This is a genomic window from Sulfurimonas sp. ST-25, assembly GCF_048079205.1.
GTDB classification, from domain to species: domain Bacteria; phylum Campylobacterota; class Campylobacteria; order Campylobacterales; family Sulfurimonadaceae; genus Thiomicrolovo; species Thiomicrolovo sulfuroxydans.
Map to the genome: position 1 here is coordinate 754,860 of NZ_CP182225.1, position 20,752 is coordinate 775,611.

Sequence of the window (20,752 nt, forward strand, 5' to 3'; positions counted from 1 at the left end):
TTATTCCGCAAGGGTGAGAAGGTGGTCTGCGGCAAAATAGGCCGCCCCGTCGAGGGCCGTTTCGGGGTTGAGGGAGACTCGGACCGGCATTGATTCCAGCAGCGGGGCAAAACGCCCCTTGGCCAGGAAGGCCTTCATGAAGTGCTGCTGCAGGCAGGGGAGGATCTTCGGGGCGATCCCGCCGCCGATATAGACGCCCCCCGTTGCCATCGTTTTGAGCGCAAGGTTGCCCGCTTCGGCCCCGTAGATCGCTGCAAAGAGCGCGAGGGTTTCGCTGCAGAGCGCATCGCCGTGCAGCAGGGCCCCTTCGCTGATTTTCGCACTGCGGTCCTCCCCGGCTGGCAGCTCCCGCATGAAGTCGGGTTCCGGCGCGACCCCTGTCTCTTTTAAAAAGTCGTAGAGGGTATGGACACCGGGACCGGAGAGAACGCGTTCGGTACTGACATGGTCAGGGTATCGCCCCCGGAGCCAGGTCAGCAGCTTTTGCTGCAGGTCGTCGGCGGGGGCAAAATCACAGTGCCCGCCTTCCGAGCCGACCGGCCGGTAGTGCTGCCCGTCGGAAAAAAGCATCGCTTCGCCCAGGCCCGTCCCCGCGGCAATGACGGCGCGGTTGCCCGCTGCGGTTCCGCTACCGTCGTTGAGGTCGGTGAAATCGGCGTCATCAAGGTAGAGCATCCCGTACGCGGTCGCCTCCAGGTCGTTGAGGAGCCTGACCCTGGGGGTATCGAGCTTCGCCTGCAGCGCCGGGGTGCCGATCTTCCAGGGGAGGTTTGTCGTTTTGCAGAGGCCGCCAATGACGGGGCCGGCGATGCCGAAACAGGCGGCATCGATCCGGGCGATCGCGGAGGCTTCCAAAAAAGCATCGATCACCGAGGCGAAATCGTCATGATCGCCGCTGGCATACTGCCGTTTCATTTCAATTACGAGGCCGTCTTCATGGCAGCGGTAGAGGGCGAGGTTCGTTTTGGTTCCGCCGATGTCTCCGGCGAGAATCAGGGGCGAGCGTGTCATTCGAATCCTTCGTGCAGAAGATGGCGGAGGGCTTCAACGAAAGCGCTTTCCGTTTCGCGGGGGGAGCGGTGGTAAAAAGCGTCCCACGCCTGTCCGCGCTGCTCATTGTAATGGGCGTCCCCGTGCTCCCTGGTCCAGGCGATGCGCACCGCGTGGCCGATAAGCACATCCAGAACGATATCGTTTTCGACCTTCAGTTCGGGGTTCTGCCGAAACAGCCAGGTGAGGCTCTCGATCGCCTCGAGGTTGAGCTGGCGGTACTCCGGGGCCTGAATGCCCTGCAGCAGGGTGTCTATGCGCAGTTCGAAGCTGCGTTCGCCGGCGGTGGTATCGAGGGTCTGCTCGCTTCCGACACGGTTGGCGATGTCGTATTTGTCCCCGATGACGATGCCGCTGCACTGCTGCAGCAGGTGCCAGACGTCTTTGTAGAAGCGTTCGGCATGGTGCCCGATCAGGCCGGCATCGTGACGCCACTGCATCCAGTTCTCCACCTGCGAAAGCTCCGTGATCCTTGCGACGGACTTGAGCTGGGAAAAGCCCGAGGCGCGGAGGTTTTCCATCTCGTTCATGCGGCGCCGCTCGGTGGCGAAGGTCTGCAGCACCTCCCGCAGGCGGTGCAGGATCTCGTGGGGGGAGAGGGTGAGCAGGGTTTCGTAGGCGTCGCCCATCGGCAGCTGCATTTCCCGGCTGATACGGCTGACGAGCAGCTGCACAAAGTACCAGGTACGCAGGGTGATAAGCTGTTCGAAGAGCTCCGGCTCGATGCGGATGAGGTGACCCAGATGGAGAATGATCTCCTGGGTCAGGACGGTCTCTGCGGCGCTGTTGCCGCAGTAGGCGTAGATGGTCTCCACGATGGCCGTACTCTCCGCGGGGTGGCAGAAGGTCGCCTTTTCAAAGTAGGCGCGCCCGACGGCAAGGCGTTTTTGGCGAATGACGATATCAAGCAGGACGTCTTCGAGGCGCTCATCGTAGCGGTAAAGCAGGTCCGCCAGTCGGCGCACGGCCGCCCAGTCGTGGCGGGCAGAGGCGGTTTCATACTGCTGCTGCGCGATCGTTTGGAGCGCCTGCTCCCCCCGAACGGTCGGCACCGCAAACGTTTCGCCGCGGCGGCGCCAGAGCTGCTGCAGCGCTTCGACGGCGCGGGGATCAGGGGTGAGCGGATGGAGGAGTGCCACAAGGGCATCGTCGTCGAGCTGCCCGATCTCCTGGCGTGCGGCATAGGAGAGGTGGTAGTGCTCCTGCGCCGCGGCATCGTCGGGGCGGGTCTCCCCGTCGGGGCGGAACTGCGGCGGTTCGGGCCGGAAGGCTTCGCGCTGCCCCATCTGTTCGCGGGATGCGGCGGTGAGGAGGGTATGAAGCGGACCGGATTGTACCGCCGTACCGCAGCAGCGGCCCGATTCGACGGCGCGCAGCAGCTCGAGGACGCTCTCCTGCGTTGCCGCTTCGAGCATGTCGTCGCGCACGAGCAGGAGCATGAGGGGCCGGCCGGTCTGATCCCAGTTCTCGGCCAGGAACTTCAGCGACGAGCGGATATGCTCGACAAGCAGACGGTTGTCGTAATGGAAGTAAAAGGCCTTGGGGTCGAAGTGGTAGGGCAGGAAGACGTAGGTCTCGTCGCCCACCTGGTAGAGGCGGGAGGTCGTGATGGTACGCGAGACCTGCTGCGGCCGGCCCGTGAGGTGCAGTTTCCGGTTGGCACCGACGCTGCTGAAGAGCCGCGAGAGTTCCGAGGCGTGCAGGACCTGGGCCGGTGCCGCTTCTTCAAGGGTTTCGCTACGGATACCGAGGGCGTGCAACCGATCCTTGATGGCTTGGCTTTCGGCGACAACGGCGACGAGGGGGGTGGTCGTCCGTATCGCGCCGACACGTTCGCGCCGCCGGAGCGGGTCGATGTCATCGGGGATGAGGAGGCCGTCGTCGAGCAGGGAAGCAAGCAGGTAGAGGCTCTGGGCCCAGACGAGGGGAACGTTCTCATTGGGACGGCGCTCCTGGGAACCGGGCGCGGCTTTTTCCGCTTCGATCGCCGCTTCGGGGACGATGTAGAGCTCGGGCAAAAGCCTTATCCCTTCCACCTCGACGAAGAGGGGCTCCAGTTTCGCTTTCCACTCCCCGGCGGCCTCCGCGTCCCCACGCAGCAGGGCATCGAGCATCAGGTAGGTAAAGAAGAGCGGCCATTCCGATTCGATGTGCTCGAACTGCCGCAGCTCCTCGGCCTCGTAATGGAGCCGGGAGGTATCTTCGAGGACGCTCTGGTGGCCGTCGAGCAGAAAGCGTTTGCACCCAAAGCGGCCGGCGAGCTTTTTGCGGATTTTCTGGGACGTTTTGTTCACCAGTTCCGCATCCTCGACGGCGTAGGCGGGGTAGCCGATGACGGAGAGCAGCGCCGCGTCGGTCTCCTTGGAGGTCGATTCGCGCGGCAGGAGGCCGTGCAGGGTGAAGCGCGAGCGCGCCACGTCGCTGGCAACGACGTGGATGACGCCTTCAAGGCCCCGCGCCGTGCCGTAAAGGTTGAACCCGTCGAGGGCCTCCAGGGCGGCCTTTGCCATCCCGACCGAGCTGCAGTTGATCTCCGGGTCGCCGTGGTTGATCTTGTTGCCCCGCTCCCAGATGCCGTAATCGGGGGTGGCGTAGGTCCGGCTGATGTAGTGGACGAGGTTCTGGACAAAGTCGACCTCGTCGTCGCTGTAGATGATCTGAAGGCCCGATGCCGTCATTTGGGCGAGCATCAGCAAAAAGAGCGAGGTGGCATCGAGCTGAAGGTGTCCCCACTCGTTGTCGCCGACGACCGCGAGGCCGCTTTGAGTACCGTACTTGGCGTGCAGGGCATCGAGGGGGTTCTGGGTGCGTTTGAAGCGCTCGACACGGTCGGACTGGCGCATCATCGCGGTCAGCACACCGCGCATCAGTTTGACGACGCTGAGCGAGAGCGAAAGGGTGCGGGCGTTGGCGGGGTCGTGCCGCTTGTAGGCCAGGGAGAGGCCCCAGACGCAGAGGATGCTGTAGACGTTGTCGCGGACCCAGGCGTCGGTGTAGTCGCCGTGCGCATTGACGGCGGTACTGGCGGGCAGAAGTCCCGTCACGGCGTCCTGACGCTCGAGAATGATCTTCGAGACGGCGTCAAAGCGTTCTGAAAGGCGTGCTTCGAATGTCATGATGGCTGTCGTCCCGCAAGAGAATATTGTAAGAACGATGATAGCATATTCGCGTTTCCCGGGAGGGGGAAAGGGTGGCGTTTTTTTGAGCAGACGCGTGCAGTCGGATCTGCCCGCCAGCAAGGCGCCGACGCAGGGAGGCTAGAGCTTTGCATAAGCCAAAAAGGGATAGAATTGTCCGAAAAAACGGGAGCCCCATGCAGAAGAAAACCGCCTGTCCCCTGGACTGTTACGATGCCTGCAGCGTCATCGTCGACGCGGGCAAACTCAAAGGGGATAAAGTCCATCCGTACACCCACGGCTATCTCTGTCCCCATCTGAACCACTTCAAGAAACAGGAGCGCATTGCCAAGCCGAGGCTGAGGGGCGAAGTCGTGTCGATGGAGACGGCGCTGGCGCATCTGGAGACGTTGGTACGCGACGCCCGCGAGGGTAACGGGATTCTGCATTACCGCAGTTCCGGGAACTTCGGCCTGATGCAGGGAGTGACGGACCACTTCTTCGCTTCCGTGGGCGCGGCACTGACAAAGGGCTCGCTCTGCGACGGGGCGGGAGAGGCAGGTGTCGTCGAAGGGCGCGGCGCAAACCTTGTCCTGCCGCCCGAACAGATCGCCGAGGCCGATGTCGTCATGGTCTGGGGGCGGAACGTCCCCGTGACCAACTCCCACCTGCTTCCCTTCCTCAAGGGCAAGGAGCTCATCGTCGTCGATCCCGTCCGGACGGCGTTCGCCGAGAGCGCGGATATCCATATCCAGTTGAAGCCCGGCGGGGATCTCTATTTCGCAATGCTGCTGGCCCGCTTTATCGTGATCGAGGGGATGTACGATGCCGAGTACCTGGCCGAACACGGCAAGGCGTTCGAGGAGTACTACGAGCTGACTCAGACGGTGCGGATCAAAGCCGCCTTGGATGGCATCGGGCTGGGGCTCGGCGATATCGGCCGTGTCCTGGAACGGCTGAAGGGCAAAAAGGTCGCCATCCTGGTGGGCACCGGCGTGCAGAAGTACCGCCACGGCGACGAAGTGCTGCGCGCCATCGATGCCATCGGTGCGCTGCTGGGGCTCTTCGGGAAACCGGGCTGCGGCGTCAGTTTCCTGGGCAGTTCGTCCAGCGGCATCCCTTCGCCTTTCGCGGCGGCCCGCCGGTTCGAGCCCAAAGCCGCGGCGGCCTTTTCCGATTACGATCTCGTCTTTATCCAGGGGGCCAACCCGGTGGCACAGATGCCGGATACGGGGCGGGTGACGGACAGCTTCTCCAAGGCGGGGCACGTCGTCTATTTCGGCCTTTATGAGAACGAGACTTCGGCGATGGCCGAACTGGTCATCCCGGCCAAGACCTTCCTGGAAAAACGCGACGTGCGCACCGCCTACGGCCATAACGCAATGCTGGAGATGCCCGAGTGCGAAACAGCGGAGACGGGCATCAGCGAGTACGCGCTCTGCGCAGCGCTCTGCACGGCATTCGACGTACCCCTCGAGAGCGAAGCACACTATCTGGAACATTTCCTCGCCTGCGGGGAAGCGACGGATGGTAAAACCCTCGTGAAGGGGCGTGAAGCGCTCCCGTACTCCGAGGGGTTCGAGACCGATGACGGGCAGTTTTTATTCCTCGAGGAGTATGATTTCGATTTCGATATGGAGGAGGATTATTTCCTGATCTCCCCGAAGAGTCCCCGGAGCCTCAACTCCCAGTTTGACAGGGAGTCCAGGGTGTACATGCACCCGGAGTGCGGTTTCGAGGAGGGAACGTCGGTGCGGCTCGTCTCCGAGCAGGGGAGCCTGGAGCTGCCGCTGGCCTATGACGACCGGCTGCTGACCGACTGTGTCCTGGTCTATGCCGGGACGCCGGGGGTGAATAATCTCACCACATCCCTGCGCAGTTTCGCAGGAGAAAACGCCTGTTATCAGGCAAACAAAATCAAGGTGGAAGCATGTTAGATATGATCAAGTCCATGGACGAACAGTTTGTCCTGCCGACCTACGCGCGGCAGGATATCGCTTTCGTCAGTGGCGAAAATGCACGGTTAAAGGATACGGAGGGCAAGGAGTATATCGACTTTACCTCCGGTATCGGCGTCGTCAGCGTCGGCCACGGGAACCCGGTGGTCACCAAGGCGATCTGCGAGCAGGTGGGGCGCATTACCCACATTTCGAACCTCTACCGAATCGAACCGCAGGCGGAGTGTGCACGCCGCATCGTCGAGCGCAGCGGCTACGACATGAAGTGCTTCTTCGGCAACAGCGGGGCCGAGGCGAACGAGGGGGCGATCAAGATCGCACGCAAATACGGGGAGGTCGACGGGCAGGTGAAGCGTTACAAGATCATCACCCTCGAACACTCCTTCCACGGCCGCACCATCACCGCGCTCAAGGCGACGGGGCAGGAGGCGATGCACAACTATTTCGGTCCCTTCCCCGACGGCTTCGTCTACGCCAAGTCCATCGACGAGATCGAGGGGCTCATTGACGACCATACGGTCGCGGTCATGATCGAACTGGTCCAGGGTGAAGGTGGGGTGCAGCCGCTCGATCGCGAAAAGGTCAAGGCGCTCGCGGCGATGCTCAAGGCAAAAGATGTGCTGCTGATGGTCGACGAAGTCCAGACAGGGATCTACCGCACCGGCGAGTTCCTCGCCTCGAACCTCTACGGCATCGAACCCGACGTCATCACCCTGGCCAAAGGGGTGGGCGGCGGGGTCCCCATTGGGGTCGTTATGACGGCGAAGAAGGATATCTTCGCCCCCGGCGACCACGGTTCGACCTTCGGGGGGAACTACCTCTCCACCGCGGCGGCCAATGCCGTCCTGGACGTGCTCGAGGCGTACAAGGAGAGCGGGAAACTCGACGAGGCTTTTCTCTATTTCGAGACGGAGCTCAAAAAACTGTTCGAGGAGCACCGCGGCCTCTTTACCGATGCGGTCGGTTTCGGCATGATGCGCGGTCTGCGGGTGAAGGATGCCGACACCCTGGCCCGCATCATTGCGAATGCCCGCGAAGAGGGGGTACTGGTCCTCAAAGCGGGGCGGAACACGCTGCGGTTCCTGCCGCCGCTCACTATCAGCCGGGAGGAGATGGATGAGGGGTTTACACGCCTTCGCCGCGCTCTGGCTGCTCTCTAGCGGTCTGTGCGCCGCCGAGCAGAACGCGACGGTCCTGTTCGGTACGCAGCAGCGCTCCGGGGCCGACCGTCAGAGCGTTTCTCTCGACACCTACCTCTCAGAACTCAAGCGCAAAGCCTTCGGGTACGATTATGCCAAGACCGAAGAGGAGAGTGCGAAGCTGCGCGACAGCTGGATCCAGCCGGCACTGATCAACTACACCCTCACCCGCCAGAATCCCTATAATGAGCGGGGGGCGCCGGAGACCCAGCAGGAGAGTGCTTCGATCGCCATCGACCAGCCCATCTTCCGCAGCGGCGGGATCTATTACGGTATCAAGTATGCCCAGGCGTCGCGCGATGTCAGCATGCTCACCATCGCCCAGCAGGAGCGCACGCTGATCAAACAGGCGGTCGACCTGCTGATGCAGATCAAACAGTCCGAACTGGGCATCGCCAAGCAGAAACTGCAGGTGGACAATACCGAGATCAACCTGCTGCAGAAGCGCGAGCAGTATATGAGCGGGCAGCTGGATTCGGGTTTCCTGAACAACGCCATCATCGAGCGCAACCTTGCCAAGCAGGCGCTACTGGACCTGCAGACGGCGCAGGCGAAGCTGGTCAGCGCCTTCGAGAGCATCAGCGACCTCGATTATCGCGAAGCTAAGATCCCATTTCTTGCATCCGTGGACGAGGCGCGCTTTATGGACGGAACGATCGACCTTGCCCTGGCGCGGCAGCAGCGGGCGCAGGGGGGGTACAACAAAGCGGTCACCCTTGCATCGTACCTGCCGAGCATCAGCCTGCAGGGGAGTTACAACTGGCAGAAGCGCGAATCGATCATCTACATCAACGGTTCGTACGTTCAGTCCAACCCCTCCGAAACGTCTTACTACAGCTACGGCCTCAAGGCCTCCATGCCGATCGACGTCAACAGCATCAACGACTACGAGGCCTCACGGCTCGCCTATCTGAAGTCCAAGGTCACGATCGACGACACCAAACGTGCGCTGCGCGCCCTCTACGAGCAGGTTGTCGAGAACCTCAGGAACATCGACGCGAAGATCGCACTCTCTCGGGAGAACGAAGCGCTTTACGCGACGCTGCTGCACGACACGCAAGAGCAGTACGGGGTCGGGCTGAAGACACAGTACGACGTCGACCTTCTGGCCAATTCCCGGCAGATCGAGAAGCTCAGCCAGCGCAGCTACGAGATTGACCGCCAGCGTGAACTGCTTAACCTGTATGAGAAACTGAGCGATCCCGAATCATGAGATTCAGCGAATACATGACGGAGTGGCTCTATGCCGAAGACGGCTACTACGCGACCTACCGTCCCATCGGGAAACAGGGGGATTTCTACACGGCCGTCAGTGCGTCGAAGTTCTTCGGCGGCACCGTTGCCAAGCACCTGATCGACGTAATCGACGAAGGGTTCCTCACTCCCAACGCGACCGTCTGCGAGATCGGGGCACACCACGGCTACCTGCTCGCGGACATCGTGGAGTTCATCTACACCCTTCGCCCCGAACTGCTGAAGAGCCTCTCCTTTGCCATTGTCGAACGGTTTGAACATCTGCGGGAGCAGCAGCGGCGCTACTTCGCCGACTCGTTCGGCGACGCCGTTACGCTGCGGCACTATTCGGCACTGGATCAGCTGCGCGTTGAAGAGGCTTTCTTCGTTGCCAACGAAATCTTTGACGCCTTCCCCTGCGAACTCTATTACAAGGGCAAAACGGGCCGGGTCGAAAACCACGAGGTTATCTTCGATCTCGATGACGCCTGGGTCAAAGCGAAGGCGGAGCAGTTCCACAAGGACCGGGGCGAGATCGCCGTCGGGTACGAGGATTTCGCGCGGGAGATGGCGCAGGCGGCGCGGCGCAGCGAGTTCATCACCTTCGATTACGGGGAGATGCAGGCGCGGCCGGACGTCTCGCTGCGGGTCTACAAAGAGCACGAGGTGTTCCCCTTCTTTGATGATGCGCTCGACCGTGCGGCAGCCTTCAAAAAAAGCGATATTACCTACGATGTCACCTTCGCGCACGTCAAGGAGGCGTTCGAAGCCGCCGGCATGCCGATGGCCGAATACGCGACGCAGATGAAAGCTTTGGTGGAGATGGGCATCCTGGAACTGCTGGAGATCTTAAGAGCGAATGCAGACGAAAAAGTCTATAAACAGGAACTTGAAAAGGTCAAGACGCTGATCATGCCGCAGTTTCTTGGCGAGCGGTTCAAAATGATTCGATTCAGGACTGCCCAATAACCCCTGCACGGTGCTAAAAAGGAGAGAGTAATGGAAATCATCATCAACGGAGAGACGCGTACCGTCAAGGAAGATACGCGGCTGGGCGCGCTGCTCGACGAGATGGGCCTTCGGGAGAAGGTGATGGCCGCAGCCATCAATATGGAGATCGTCAAACAGGAGCTCTGGGATACGCACGAGTTGCACAACAACGACCGCCTCGAACTGCTGGACTTTGTCGGCGGGGGCTGAAGCGACCGGTTGACGAGGCGCTGAGGAGCTGCTGATGGAAAACGAAAAAGCTCTAAACGGATTCGCGCGGCTTGCGGGAGCAGCCTGGCTCGTCGTCATCCTCACCGGTATTACCGCGGAGTTTTTTCTGCGGATGCCGCTGATCGTACCGGGAGACGCTGCGGCCACGGCGACGAATATCCTGGGAGCAGAGGGGCTGTTCCGCCTGAGCATCGCTGCCGACATCGTCATGCTGCTGTTTGACGTGACGGCCGCCGTGGCTCTCTACCTTCTTTTCAGCCCGGTTAATCGGTTGCTGGCCCTGCTTGCGACCGCTTTTCGGCTATTGATGGGCGCCGTCCTGGCAGCCAACCTCACGGCACTGACTTCCCTTCTTTCCATTTTGCATGGGACGGACGCCGCGCCACCTTCCATTGTACAGCAACTGCTCGATACCCACGCTAGCGGCTATGCGATCGGACTTGTCTTTTTCGGTCTGCATTGTTTCATCCTCGGCGGACTGATCGTCAAATCCCGTTATCTTCCCCGTCTGCTGGGGGGACTGCTGATGGTCGCGTCCCTGGGCTATCTCATCGACAGTTTTGCCCAATTGCTGCTGCCGCAGGGGGCGCCGTTTTTGGCCGTGACGGCAGAGGCACTGATCGCGCTGGCACTGCTGGCAGAGCTGTCGCTCTCTTTATGGCTGCTGGCAAAAGGGGTGAGGGCCTAAAGCGGAGAGAGGAGGCGGCGGATGCAGGCATCCGCGCCTCTCATATTTACGGTTGTGCCGGTTCGACACACGCTTCGTCACAGAGGGGGCAGTTTGATGTCGCGGTCGCCCTGACCTCGGTGCCGTTAAGCGGCTCGGTACCGATCGCTACGACGGTGTTGCTGTGCGAGTTGTTGATCGCGCATTCGGAGACCGTCGCTGTCGGGTGGTAGGTGCTGCTGAAGCTTTCGCACTGGGTCCGGCCCTGCGGGTCGTCTGCCGGGTAGAGGGCATCGTAATCGAACATCTCACCGGACTTGTCGTCGGTGACGTGAATGTTGGTCAGGAGGGTGCCGTTTTGTTCGTTACAGACCCTGCCTTCGTAATCGACGCGGACGACGACTTGGCCCCCGAGCGTTTCGAGTTTCTGTTTACAGCTTTTCGTGATGGAGATCGCCGGGTTGAGCGTGACCTTCTGACAGGTTGACTGCGCCGTTTCCGGTGCCATGGCGTACTCGCCGATATAACCGGTCGCCGTAATCGTATTGGTCGGCGGGTTGAGGTAGGAGTTGACCGTATAGCTGTAGCTTCTTGATTCGCCCGTCGCCAGGTCCGTCATGTCGCTGAGGGTCGGATCGTCGCTGGGATCATCCGGGCTGCCCGCATCGTCTTTAAACTCGATACGGTCGATCGTACCGAAGCCTTCGTTGGTGACCGTATACTTGAAGGTATGGTTGATCGTGATGTAGTCGGAACGTTCGAGTTCGGAGGAGAGACACTCTTTGGAGATACTCAGTTTACAGGTATCGAGATTGCCGCTGACGAAATCCTTGAGCTGGGCGTTGACGCGGTGGGATGAACGCGTCTCCATCAAAAAGGAGCTGAAGCAGGGGACTGCATTTTCAAAGATCCAGCTGAGATTGATCCCCCCTTCGAAGAAGCTGTTTTCGGGATAGGTGTGTTCGGGCATGCCGTCGACGAGGGATTTTGGGGTGTAAGTGTCCCATGCCTCCGTCGGGGCGCCGTTGGAGGTGGCGAAGTAGTAGTTGTCACCCCCGCCCTGACCCTCGAAGATGAGCTTCAGGTTGTCTTTTTGCGTGGTGTCCCACTTGTAGAGTTTGACGTTAGCCTGCGTACCCCCCTGCACGAACTCCGCGAGCATCAGCACGTCGCCGTTCTTGTGGGTACCCGAGAAGGTACCGTCGGGTTTCGGGGCGACACGGTCCTGGAAAAACCAGACGCCCATCTGTGCCGAGCCGTCCGTAGAGTAACGGTCGCCCATCAGGTAGACGATCAGTTCGCCGTTGGCGTTGTAGGCCGCGGCGGCGGAGTGGAGGATCTCATCCTTGTCCGGGACCGAACCGTCCGTCCAGCGCCACTGGTTGACATTGCGCACGTCCTTCGAACCGCCGCCGGTGAAGATGCTCATTCCGAGCCCGTCGGCAATGATGCCGCTGTCGCTGAAGGCGCTGTCCAGTCCGTTGGCGATATCCTGCCAGTCGTCTCCGGGAACGGCCGCTTCGCTGATGATATTCCCGTCGAGTTCAAATTGACCCGTCGCATGGGGCTTCTCCCACGCGAATGCATTGGCGCCGGCGCCAAGCAGCAGCGTTGCAGCGAGGAGATTTCTCCAAATCCGCCCATTCAATGTGATCTGTTTCATTTTCGGAACCTTTTCACTTGAGGGGCAGGGACAGCGTAAGATCACGATGTGTTTCCCCTGTGCCTATTGGCTTCTAAAGCCAAACCGTTTCGTTTCTTCCATAACTAAATATTATTCCTTGAGAGCTTAAGAACTGATAAACACAAAATTGAACTTGCGAAAAGCGCTGCCGCAAAGGGCGTGAGAAGAGGCTCTTTTTTAGGCGGTGGGAGGGGCGTTTAGGAGGGATTTGAGTTCGCTCCCCTCGATGAATTCGACGGCGATAAGACGCTGGGCAACGGTCTCGATCAGCGCCCAGTGCGCATCGATGACCTCTTTGGCCCGGGCGGTACCCTCTGCGATCCAGACGGCAATGCGCGATTGCAGCTGGCTGTCATAGAGCGTGTTGCTGACATTCTGCTGCAGCATCTCGATACTGATGTTCTGCAGCTGGCTGTCCATGCCGTATTGGGCGACGGCGCTGTAGGCGTAGAGGGTCGCCTGCTGCAGATCGTTATAGGCTCCCGTTTCGATCCCTTCGCCCTCGCCGTACTGTTTGACGGTCGCCAGTCGTCCCGCCAGGGAGACGGCGATGTTGGCGCGCAGTTCATCCGCGCTCATGTTTGCCTGAAGCTGCTCCTGGGTATAGGAGACGAGCCCGAGGGTCTCGCTGCGGGGAATGACGGTAACCTGTTCGATTTCGACCTCGGGCAGGAGCACCATGGAGGTGACGGCGTGGGCGGCTTCGTGGTAGGCACTGCGCCGCAGGTCCTCTTCGAAGTTCTTGAGGCGTTTCTTCTCAAGACGGCTGCCGTATTTGATGGTGTTGATCTGGTCAATAATGATCTGTTCGTCCAGTGTGGCTTTGTTCTGCTTGATCGCTTCCAGCGCACAGGCTTTGGCGATGCGGCCGAGCTCGTAGCCGTTCATGCCGCTCATATAGCGGGTAATACGTTCGATGTCGATCTTTTCATGGGGTTTTTCGAGGAGCTGTTTGGCGAAAAAGAGCCGGGCTTCCCTGTCGAGTTCCGGCACCTCCACGAACTGGTCGATGCGGCCCGGATGCATCAGCGCGACGGGCACCTCCTCTTTGTGCTGCGCCGTCATGACGGTAAAGACGAAATTTTCCGGTGAGTCCGGACTCCCGTCGATCGCAGCGTCCAGCGCTTCGGTCGGAATCGGCGTGTAGGTGCCCTCGATGATCCCCTTGACGTCGACATTGTCGAGAATGACCAGGAGCGGGGCGGCCTGGCGGGCCCGCTGGAATGCCGCCTCGATCAGCTCCTCGTTGAAGAGGTCGCTGCCGCGCAGGTAGAGATAGGGGAGGCCGGCTTCCTTGGCAAAGGCTTTGACGAGCAGGGTCTTGCCGACCCCTTCGGGGCCGTAGAGCAGCAGGCCTTTGGGGAGGGTGATCCCGAAGGTTTTCAGTCCCCGGTCGTTATGCAGCAGCGCCACAAGGGATGCGAGCTGCTGTTTGACGCGGTTCTGACCGGCGATGGCGTCGAAGCCGGTGCGGCCCACCGGGTGGATGGTCAGGCGGTCGCCCTGCGCGCTCAGCGGGGTGATCTCCTGGGAGTGCTCTTCAATGTCGCGCAGGCGCAGTTCCGTCCCCTCTTTGCTGTCGTGGCGTTCCCAGTTCAGGCTGAAACGGCGGTCGTATTTGCCGAAGGCTTTCAGGTCCGATTCGTCGGCGAAGGCACTGCGCAGCCAGTTGCGCGCATCTTTGGAGACGTCGAGAACGATGCGGCCCGTTTCGGGCATGTCCGCAGCGGCGAGATCGAAGAGATAGGCCGGAAGACGGTGCGCGACCCGGGTCGTATTGAGGTAGGGGGAGAAGGAGAGCAGCAGTGCGAGGGCAAGTTCGGAAGGGTGCCGCACTTCGAGGGGAACGGGCCTGACCGCGTTCCAGCGCGCGGCTGCGGTGTGCAGGATCTGTTCGGTGATGGCCCGAAGGGTCTGCAGGTCGTGGGGGTAGAGGAGGATGAGATCCGTTTCGCTCATGACGTTGAGAAGTTCCGGGTCGAAAAGCGCACGGAGGATGCCGCTCTCATCGGGCATTCCCGTGGTTGCCAGCCCTTCGTAGAGATGGGCCTGCTCCAGCAGCGGCTGGTCGTAATAGCGGCCGAGGAACTGCTTACCGATCCATTCGGGGGATTTGATCTTGAAAAGAAGCACGAAGAGCGTACGGCCGTACCGTTCCGGGGCCCCCGGCGCGCCGTCGGTAATGATGGCGGCGACGGCGCGCTGAATCGCATGATCGGCCTCGTCGATGTCCTCGAAGACAATCGCCCCCTCCGGATGTTCGGTGACCCAGCGCGTCAGAATGCCCTTCGTCCCCAGCAGCCGTTCGGCATCGTCGGCGAAGGCGAACTCCCCCATGTGCAGGTGCAGACGCTCGCGCCCCAGACGGGCCAGGGTCTGCAGCATTATCAGCTTTTTCCCGGAAGCGGGAGGCCCGGCAATGACGAGGAGGTCGGCGACGCCCCCGAAATGGGGGCATTGTCCGAACCGCCCCAACCACTGCTCCAGCAGTGCTGCCGGTTTTTCCTGGCCGATCGTTGCGGGAAAGGTCTGGGGTGTCGTATTCATACGACTATTATAGGGAGTTTTTGCCTTCAAGTGCAACGACGGCGATGGCGAAGCCGCCGTCGTGGGTGATGGAGAGGGAAGCGTCGGTGATGCCGAAACGTTCGCGGACCGTCTCGGAGAGGGCAAGCTGGGGGGCGCCGCGGCCGGTTTTGGTGATGACGATATCATGGAAGCCGCATTCGCCGCCGATGCCGCACCCCAGCGCTTTGGCGCAGGCCTCCTTGGCGGCCCAGAAACCTGCGGCGGTATGGGGCTTCCCTACGAGGGCGATCTCATCGGGGGAGAGAAAGCGCTGCAGCGCCCGCTCGCCGTGACGCGCAATCATCCCTTCGATGCGCTCGATCTTGACGAGGTCGATACCGATCATAGCTGCTCGTAGTCGTCGATCTGGTGCTGTTTGCCGAGGTCGCTCAGCGGTACAAAGCTTTTTTTCTCGGGGTCGTAGTAGCGGATGTGGCCCGTTTCGATATCGTAGTACCAGCCGTGGATAAAGAGCTTCTCCTCTTTGACCAGTTTGTTGACATAGGGGTAGGTGAGGAGGTTCTCGATCTGGGAGAGGATGGAGAGCTGCTCGGTGAGGCGAAGCAGCGTTTCACGGTCCCCGTCCATTCCCAGGGTGGCGACCGCGTTCTCTTTCGCCTTCATCCCCAGGGAGAGCCATTTGCGCGTGTGGATAAGCCCGGGGTCGCTGATCTCTTCGTAGAGTGCCTGGCAGGCGCCGCAATGGGTGTGGCCGCAGATGATGATCTCGGAGACCTTGAGGACGCTGACGGCGTATTCGATCGCCGTGGCGGTGGCGTGGAAATCTTCGTCGGGCTTATAGACGGGGACGAAATTGCCGACGTTGCGCATGACGAAGAGGTCGCCGGGTTTGCTCTGTACCATGAGGTCGGGGATGACTCGGGAGTCCGAGCAGCCGATAAAGAGGGCTTTCGGGCTCTGCCCCTCCTTGGCGAGGCGGAGCAGTTCCGCTTCATGCTCTTTGAAATAGACCTGTTGAAAGAGTTCGTTCCCTTCGGCGTATGTCTGCATGGGAGGTGATCAGAGTTGACAGCGCTCGATGTTGAGCATCTTCATCAGTTTCTCGAAGATGGCGCCTGCTTCGCGGTCGTAATCGTCGTGATACTCCACCACGATCAGTTTGCGCCCGCCGGCACTTTCGGTCAGGTAGACACTGCGGTCGAGCTTGTGCTCTTCGTGGATCTGGGCCAGGGCGGCATTGATCTCTTTATACTGCTCTTCCGTATCGTAAGCCAGTGTGATTTTGGTGTAGCGCTCTTCGCCTTTGTAGTCCGCATCAATGCATGGTGCTGCCATAGGAATCCTCTGCCGTTGATCTTTGGGTTGATTATACTGCAACTCTTTTGAAGGAAGCAAATCACGGGGGCGTTTCGCGGCCGGTGAGCTCAACGTGCTTCGATTCTGACCTCCAGGTGGGTTGCGGCGGTGTCGGCGAAGATCTTCTCCAGATCGGGGCGGCGGTCCGGGGAGGACGGGAGGGCTGTCAACTGCCCGATCAACAGGCTGAAAAGCTGCAGGGTACTCTGGCCGCTGCGGTTCGTGACGTTGATCTCCAGGGTGTCGGCCCGGCCCATGAGCAGGGCGGAGAAGGCCGATTCCGCCTCGGTGAGCCAGCGCGTCAGGGCGGGACTGTAGGCGAACTTTGTGCGTTTGCGTTCGAAGGCACGGTGCAGCAGGGTGTCGTACTGGCCGATGTAGGCGGCGAAGCGTTTGTCTTTGCCGAGCAGGGTGCGGTAGGCGCGGCCGTCGGCGCTGCTTAACGCATGCAGGGCCTTGAAAAGAAGGTCGGGGGTACCCGAATGCGGCGGTTTCCTTGCCGGGGTAAAAAGGGCCGAGGCGTTGCGCAGCGTGACGTGCAGCGTCAGGGTGTCGTGGTTCCCTTTCGCGTTGTCGTTGCGGGAGGTGAAACGGCTGTCGATGGTATCGTTCCCCTCATAGGAGGTCTCAAGTGACAGGTGGCCGGAAAACGGGGAGGCGAGCTGCTCGGCGTAAAGGGTATGCAGCCTCTTTCCGACATAATCGGCCCTGACGGTGTCGTTGGTGTCGAACCAGGCTTCGAGCAGGTAGGGGGCCGCAGCGTAGCTGCTCTCCGTCTCGTTCGTCTCGAGGGTGGCCCCGGCGTAATCGAGCGAGACGTTTCCGAGCACACGTTCGGCGAAGGCGGCCCCCTTCGCCGTCCGCTTCATCCTGTTGGCGAAATGGAGGGTATCGATGTGCAGATGGGCCTGGGGATCGTACTGGTCGTAGTCGAAATCCGAGACGTCAAGCTCTTCGAGATTGCCGACAAGGGCCCGTTCCAGCGCATCTTTTCGGGGGGTTGAGGGCGGGGCGAAATAGGGTTTTTCGGCGGCAAGGTGCTGCCGCTGCAGACGTTCAAGTTCCTCCACCTCCTTCATCGCGGCGTCAAAGGCCTCTTTGTGCAGCAGCACCCCCAGCGCCTCGTTGAACGATGCGGTCGCCGCCTTGAAGGCGGTGACGGAGGTGCGGTTGGCATCGCGCTCTTCGATCCTCTGACGCTGTGCCCGGCAGACAAACTGCGTGCGCTCCGCGTGGCATTCGGGGGTGATCCTGCCCTCGGAGCGGTAGGTGAGGTAACGGGTGAGGTTCACTGCGGGATCGTCGGTCGCTTTGGGGACGGGAACGGCGAAGAGCAGCGCTGCGCTCAGAAGCAGTGCCGGGAGAAGATAGGGGTTCATGGGCGCTTCCTTGAACTCCTATTGTACTTCAAGAAAGCCAATAAGCCGTTCAGTCGGCGACGGGGAGGTAGGCGTATCCTTCGTTCTGTTTTTCGATCAGGCCGACACCGGCGTTGAGGACGGTCGCGATGCCGGGGTAGATATCTTTGGCGTCGATTTTTTTCTTGGTCATCCCCGCCCGGCACATCAGAAACGCCACGTCATAGGTCTCGGCAAGGGCGGCGATGCGCTTGGCGAGTTCCGGGGCGGCTTTGAGCAGTTCCGGATCTTTGGCAAAGTCGAAGTGCGCCGGCTCTTTGAGAAAGAACTTGTAGGCGTTGCCGTGGATGACAACGGCGACATCGAGCTCTTTGAGCTGGTTCTCAAAATAGGTCTTGTGGGCAACGATCCCTTTGAGAATCTTCTGCTCAAAGGTGTGCATGTCGCCGGTGGTCAGGTCGATGACGACTTTGGGGTTCTCCGCGCCAAAGAGCGAGAGGACGGTCAGCAGGATGAGAAAGAGTTTTTTCATACAGTCTCCTTGGTGGAGTGCATCTTACCGGGGGAAAGTAAAAAATATGTAAAGGCTTCTGTTTAGTGTCCGGTCCCCGTGGCTGCCTGCGGTTTGGGACGGAACAAACGTAGGAGTAGAAGAATGAATCAAACCAGTTCGGCAGGGAGGGGAGCCGAGGGTTGCAGGCAGCCCCGGGGACCGGACGGAGGGTTACTCCGTCAGGTCGCCCAGCAGCGTTTCGAAATCCTCCTGGGCCTTCATCAGTTCGGCTTTGGCCGCATCATCCTGGACGCGGGCGCTGCTCATCCAGTTGTAGACGCCGGGGAAACCGATGACGATCTTGTCGTCCCCTTTTTTCTTGTACATCATCATCGTACAGGGCGCGAAGGCCGAAGCCTGCGGGCGCGTCTTGGCGACGTTGTAGATCACCTTCAGCTTGCAGATGGAGTAGGTGTCGTAGAAATCGAAGGGGTTGTCGATACTCTCATCCTCCCCGACGACCATTTCGAAATCGAGGGTGTTGGAGAGGACGAACCCTTTGGGACTGAGACCGCCCTGGATTCCCATGGCGAGTTCCTCTTTAACGTCATCGTACTCATCCTCTTCGACTTCGAGGCTGTAGGTCGAAACCAGCGGTCCCGACGCCGGGAGCGGGTTCTCGTTCTCGATCGCGACGGAGGCCTTCGGCATTGCTGATTCCAGGGCTTTTAGCGCCGCCGCCTCGATCTTTTTCAGGATCGGGTCGACGCTGCGAAGGCCGATGATCTTGGCCATCGCTTCAGCCGTCAGGACGGAGACGTGCAGCTGCTTCTCGCCTTTGTGCTGGTAGATCCCGAAGCCCATCGGCACGAAGATGCCGGCATCGGGATACTTGACGACGAGCGTACGGGAGAGGTCCGTATGGTAGGCCGTCAGCAGGTAAAAGACGTCGAAGTCGCTCTGCTGGAACTGGATGTTAAACGGTTTGTTCATCTCCGTATTGGCGGCGATGGTGAAGCCGTTGGCTGCAAGTGAACGTTCGATCACCTGCGGCAGATCGCTCTTGGGGTCGTTATCGACGCTGAAAATCCGCAGGTCGCCCTGGGCATGCAGTGCGATCACGGTCGAAAAGAGTAAAAACAGTATGTGTTTCATCATGGTGTAATCCTTACGGTTTGATATAGACCCAGCCCTCTTTGACCCGTTCGATCATCTCGACGATGCCGGCGGTGACGACTTCGACGTCGTCGATGAGCTGGTCTTCGGTAATGTTTTTGGTGCGCATGGTGTTGCCGCAGGCGACAAAGGTGACGTCGTACAGCATCAGAGTGCGCACCCGTTCCGCAATTTTCGGGTTGTTCTTGAGCAGGGTACGGATCCCTCCCGAATAGGCGACGATCTCCATCTGGACCTTTTCGGGGCCGTAGAACTTCAGCACGTTGTTGGCGGAGCTGAGGACATGGTTGATCGCCTCGTCAGTCCCTTCGGTCACCGAGAAAACGACCTGGCGGGGGTTATCAAGGGCCGGTTTGGGATCGGCGAACTCCGTATCGGCGTTCAGCCAGAGGCCCCAGGCCAGCAAAATGATCAGAAAACGCATGTTACTCCTTTGTGCACGCCGAAGCGGTCAGTGCGGTGAAATCCTCCCGGTTCCACGAACCCGGGACGGTTTTAATCACGCCCCCCTCGGGCTGCAGGATGACAAACGTCGGGGTCATCGGGACCCGCGCTTTAAAGGGAACATCCCGCTCCGAGAGGTTGATCTTGACCGGGACGAAGCACGCCTCGACCCAGCGGCTCATGGCCGGATCGTCAAAGACGGCCCGCTCCATGTCGTGGCAGTAGTGGCAGTCGTCGCGTACGAGGGCGGCCAGGATGTTCCTGCCGCTCTGGTGCGCTTCGGCCTTGCCTGCTTCCCAGCTGCGCCACTCGACGGCGTCGGCAAGCAGCGGCAACAGCAGCCACACCAGCTTATTCATCGTCCCACTCCAGCATCCGGTAGGCCACCTCGACGTTTTGCGCATGCATCGCATCATAAAGGGCGACATTGCGGAAAGCGTCGAGGCGGATCGTTTTGGTGGCCTCGGCAATGCCGATGCCATCGTCGATGGCATCGCGGACACGGTCGCGCAGCTGCGTCAGGTAAACATAGGTCATCTGCAGTGCGTCTTTGCCGGTGCTTTTGCCGTGGCCGCCGATGATGTGTTTCAGCGGCATTGCCCGTATCATCTCCAGCGCGGCGATCCATCCGTGGAGGTCGCCGTCGCGCAGGGAGGGGATACGGTCGTTGAAGACCAGGTCCCCGGCAAACAGCGTCTGCCGGGAGGGGAAATAGACCAGAAGGTCTTCTGCGGTATGGGCGCGGCGGGTGAGGCGGATGATCCGGATATCCTCGCCGTCGATGCGCAGGGTTTCGTTGGTGTCGACGTAGCGGGTCGGCAGCGCAATTTCCGTGCCTTCATAGGCTTCGGGGCTGATGCGCTGCTGCATCCGCGTCTTTTCCGTGAGGCTGACCGCCTTTTTGAAGAGGCGGGGACCGATCACCTCGGCACCCCGGGCTGCGAAATAGCCGTTGCCCAGCCAGTGGTCGTCGTGCACATGGGTGTCGATGACCGGGCCGGTCTTCTGTGCCTTGATGCGCAGCATGATCTCGGCGGCCTCTTTGGCATAGGCGTAGGTCGGGCCGCTGTCGATGACGAGCCAGCGGTGGCCGGTATCGACGTAGCAGCTGTTGACCATGTTGCCGTTGTTAACGCTGTTCATCACCTCCGGTTTTCCGAAAAAACAGTAGATGCCCCGGTCGACACTGACCGGTTCGAGATGGTACTCGAACGCCACTGCCGATGTGATGCTAAGCCACACAGTCCAGAGCATTTTCATCTGTCAAT

General features: G+C 60.4%; 19 protein-coding genes. 6 read left to right on the plus strand and 13 right to left on the minus strand.

Annotated features, from left to right (window positions below; genetic code table 11):
- Both glk and ACM66T_RS03800 read right to left on the minus strand, forming a co-directional pair.
- Entirely contained in the window at window positions 1–1,011 is a 1,011-nt protein-coding gene (gene glk / locus ACM66T_RS03795; RefSeq protein WP_416768786.1) for a glucokinase, read from the minus strand.
- The gene (locus ACM66T_RS03800) at window positions 1,008–4,166 is read right to left on the minus strand and encodes a glycoside hydrolase family 15 protein (protein ID WP_416768787.1); all 3,159 of its coding nucleotides are present in this window, start codon (window positions 4,164–4,166) and stop codon (window positions 1,008–1,010) included. Before ACM66T_RS03800 ends, glk begins: the two co-directional genes overlap by 4 nt.
- A 197-nt stretch (window positions 4,167–4,363) precedes the next feature.
- Here ACM66T_RS03800 and ACM66T_RS03805 point away from each other — a divergent pair, with 197 nt between their 5' ends.
- Genes ACM66T_RS03805 through ACM66T_RS03830 form a run of 6 tightly spaced genes read left to right on the plus strand, consistent with a single transcriptional unit; the run spans window position 4,364 to window position 10,465 of the window.
- Window positions 4,364–6,103 (plus strand): molybdopterin-dependent oxidoreductase, encoded by a 1,740-nt coding sequence (locus ACM66T_RS03805; protein ID WP_416768788.1) that lies wholly within the window; start codon window positions 4,364–4,366, stop codon window positions 6,101–6,103.
- Entirely contained in the window at window positions 6,097–7,284 is a 1,188-nt protein-coding gene (locus tag ACM66T_RS03810) for an aspartate aminotransferase family protein (protein WP_231020475.1), read from the plus strand. Before ACM66T_RS03805 ends, ACM66T_RS03810 begins: the two co-directional genes overlap by 7 nt.
- Entirely contained in the window at window positions 7,241–8,536 is a 1,296-nt protein-coding gene (locus ACM66T_RS03815) for a TolC family protein (RefSeq protein WP_231020476.1), read from the plus strand. The genes ACM66T_RS03810 and ACM66T_RS03815 overlap by 44 nt, the downstream gene beginning before the upstream one ends.
- On the plus strand, window positions 8,533–9,525 hold the full coding sequence (locus tag ACM66T_RS03820) for an SAM-dependent methyltransferase (RefSeq protein ID WP_231020477.1): 993 nt from the start codon (window positions 8,533–8,535) through the stop codon (window positions 9,523–9,525). The genes ACM66T_RS03815 and ACM66T_RS03820 overlap by 4 nt, the downstream gene beginning before the upstream one ends.
- A gap of 30 nt (window positions 9,526–9,555) precedes the next feature.
- Window positions 9,556–9,756: a sulfur carrier protein ThiS gene (gene thiS / locus ACM66T_RS03825; RefSeq protein WP_231020478.1), complete on the plus strand. Its 201-nt coding sequence runs from the start codon at window positions 9,556–9,558 to the stop codon at window positions 9,754–9,756.
- Window positions 9,757–9,790: 34 nt separating this feature from the next.
- On the plus strand, window positions 9,791–10,465 hold the full coding sequence (locus ACM66T_RS03830; protein WP_231020479.1) for a DUF4386 domain-containing protein: 675 nt from the start codon (window positions 9,791–9,793) through the stop codon (window positions 10,463–10,465).
- A gap of 46 nt (window positions 10,466–10,511) precedes the next feature.
- Here ACM66T_RS03830 and ACM66T_RS03835 read toward each other — a convergent pair whose 3' ends face one another.
- The 11 genes from ACM66T_RS03835 to ACM66T_RS03885 form a co-directional block, all read right to left on the minus strand.
- Window positions 10,512–12,107 carry a hypothetical protein gene (locus ACM66T_RS03835; RefSeq protein ID WP_231020480.1) on the minus strand — a complete coding sequence of 532 codons (1,596 nt, stop codon included), beginning with the start codon at window positions 12,105–12,107 and terminating at the stop codon, window positions 10,512–10,514.
- Between the two features lie 198 nt (window positions 12,108–12,305).
- Complete coding sequence (locus tag ACM66T_RS03840; protein WP_231020481.1) at window positions 12,306–14,675, minus strand: AAA family ATPase; 2,370 nt, start codon at window positions 14,673–14,675, stop codon at window positions 12,306–12,308.
- 7 nt (window positions 14,676–14,682) lie between these two features.
- The gene (gene acpS / locus ACM66T_RS03845; protein WP_231020482.1) at window positions 14,683–15,042 is read right to left on the minus strand and encodes a holo-ACP synthase; all 360 of its coding nucleotides are present in this window, start codon (window positions 15,040–15,042) and stop codon (window positions 14,683–14,685) included.
- Window positions 15,039–15,707 (minus strand): carbonic anhydrase, encoded by a 669-nt coding sequence (locus ACM66T_RS03850; protein WP_416768789.1) that lies wholly within the window; start codon window positions 15,705–15,707, stop codon window positions 15,039–15,041. The genes acpS and ACM66T_RS03850 overlap by 4 nt, the downstream gene beginning before the upstream one ends.
- 9 nt (window positions 15,708–15,716) lie before the next feature.
- Window positions 15,717–15,992: a hypothetical protein gene (locus ACM66T_RS03855; protein ID WP_231020484.1), complete on the minus strand. Its 276-nt coding sequence runs from the start codon at window positions 15,990–15,992 to the stop codon at window positions 15,717–15,719.
- An 89-nt stretch (window positions 15,993–16,081) separates the two neighbouring features.
- Entirely contained in the window at window positions 16,082–17,392 is a 1,311-nt protein-coding gene (locus tag ACM66T_RS03860) for a hypothetical protein (protein ID WP_231020485.1), read from the minus strand.
- Between the two features lie 49 nt (window positions 17,393–17,441).
- Window positions 17,442–17,903, minus strand: coding sequence for a DsrE family protein (locus tag ACM66T_RS03865; RefSeq protein ID WP_231020486.1), 462 nt, complete (start codon window positions 17,901–17,903; stop codon window positions 17,442–17,444).
- Between the two features lie 192 nt (window positions 17,904–18,095).
- On the minus strand, window positions 18,096–19,022 hold the full coding sequence (locus tag ACM66T_RS03870) for a DUF302 domain-containing protein (protein ID WP_416768790.1): 927 nt from the start codon (window positions 19,020–19,022) through the stop codon (window positions 18,096–18,098).
- Window positions 19,023–19,032: 10 nt separating this feature from the next.
- Entirely contained in the window at window positions 19,033–19,464 is a 432-nt protein-coding gene (locus ACM66T_RS03875; RefSeq protein ID WP_231020488.1) for a DsrE family protein, read from the minus strand.
- 1 nt (window position 19,465) lies between these two features.
- Window positions 19,466–19,843, minus strand: coding sequence for a thioredoxin family protein (locus ACM66T_RS03880; RefSeq protein ID WP_416768791.1), 378 nt, complete (start codon window positions 19,841–19,843; stop codon window positions 19,466–19,468).
- Window positions 19,836–20,744, minus strand: a complete 909-nt coding sequence (locus ACM66T_RS03885; RefSeq protein ID WP_416768792.1) for an MBL fold metallo-hydrolase — start codon at window positions 20,742–20,744, stop codon at window positions 19,836–19,838. Before ACM66T_RS03885 ends, ACM66T_RS03880 begins: the two co-directional genes overlap by 8 nt.
- Window positions 20,745–20,752 lie beyond the last annotated feature (8 nt).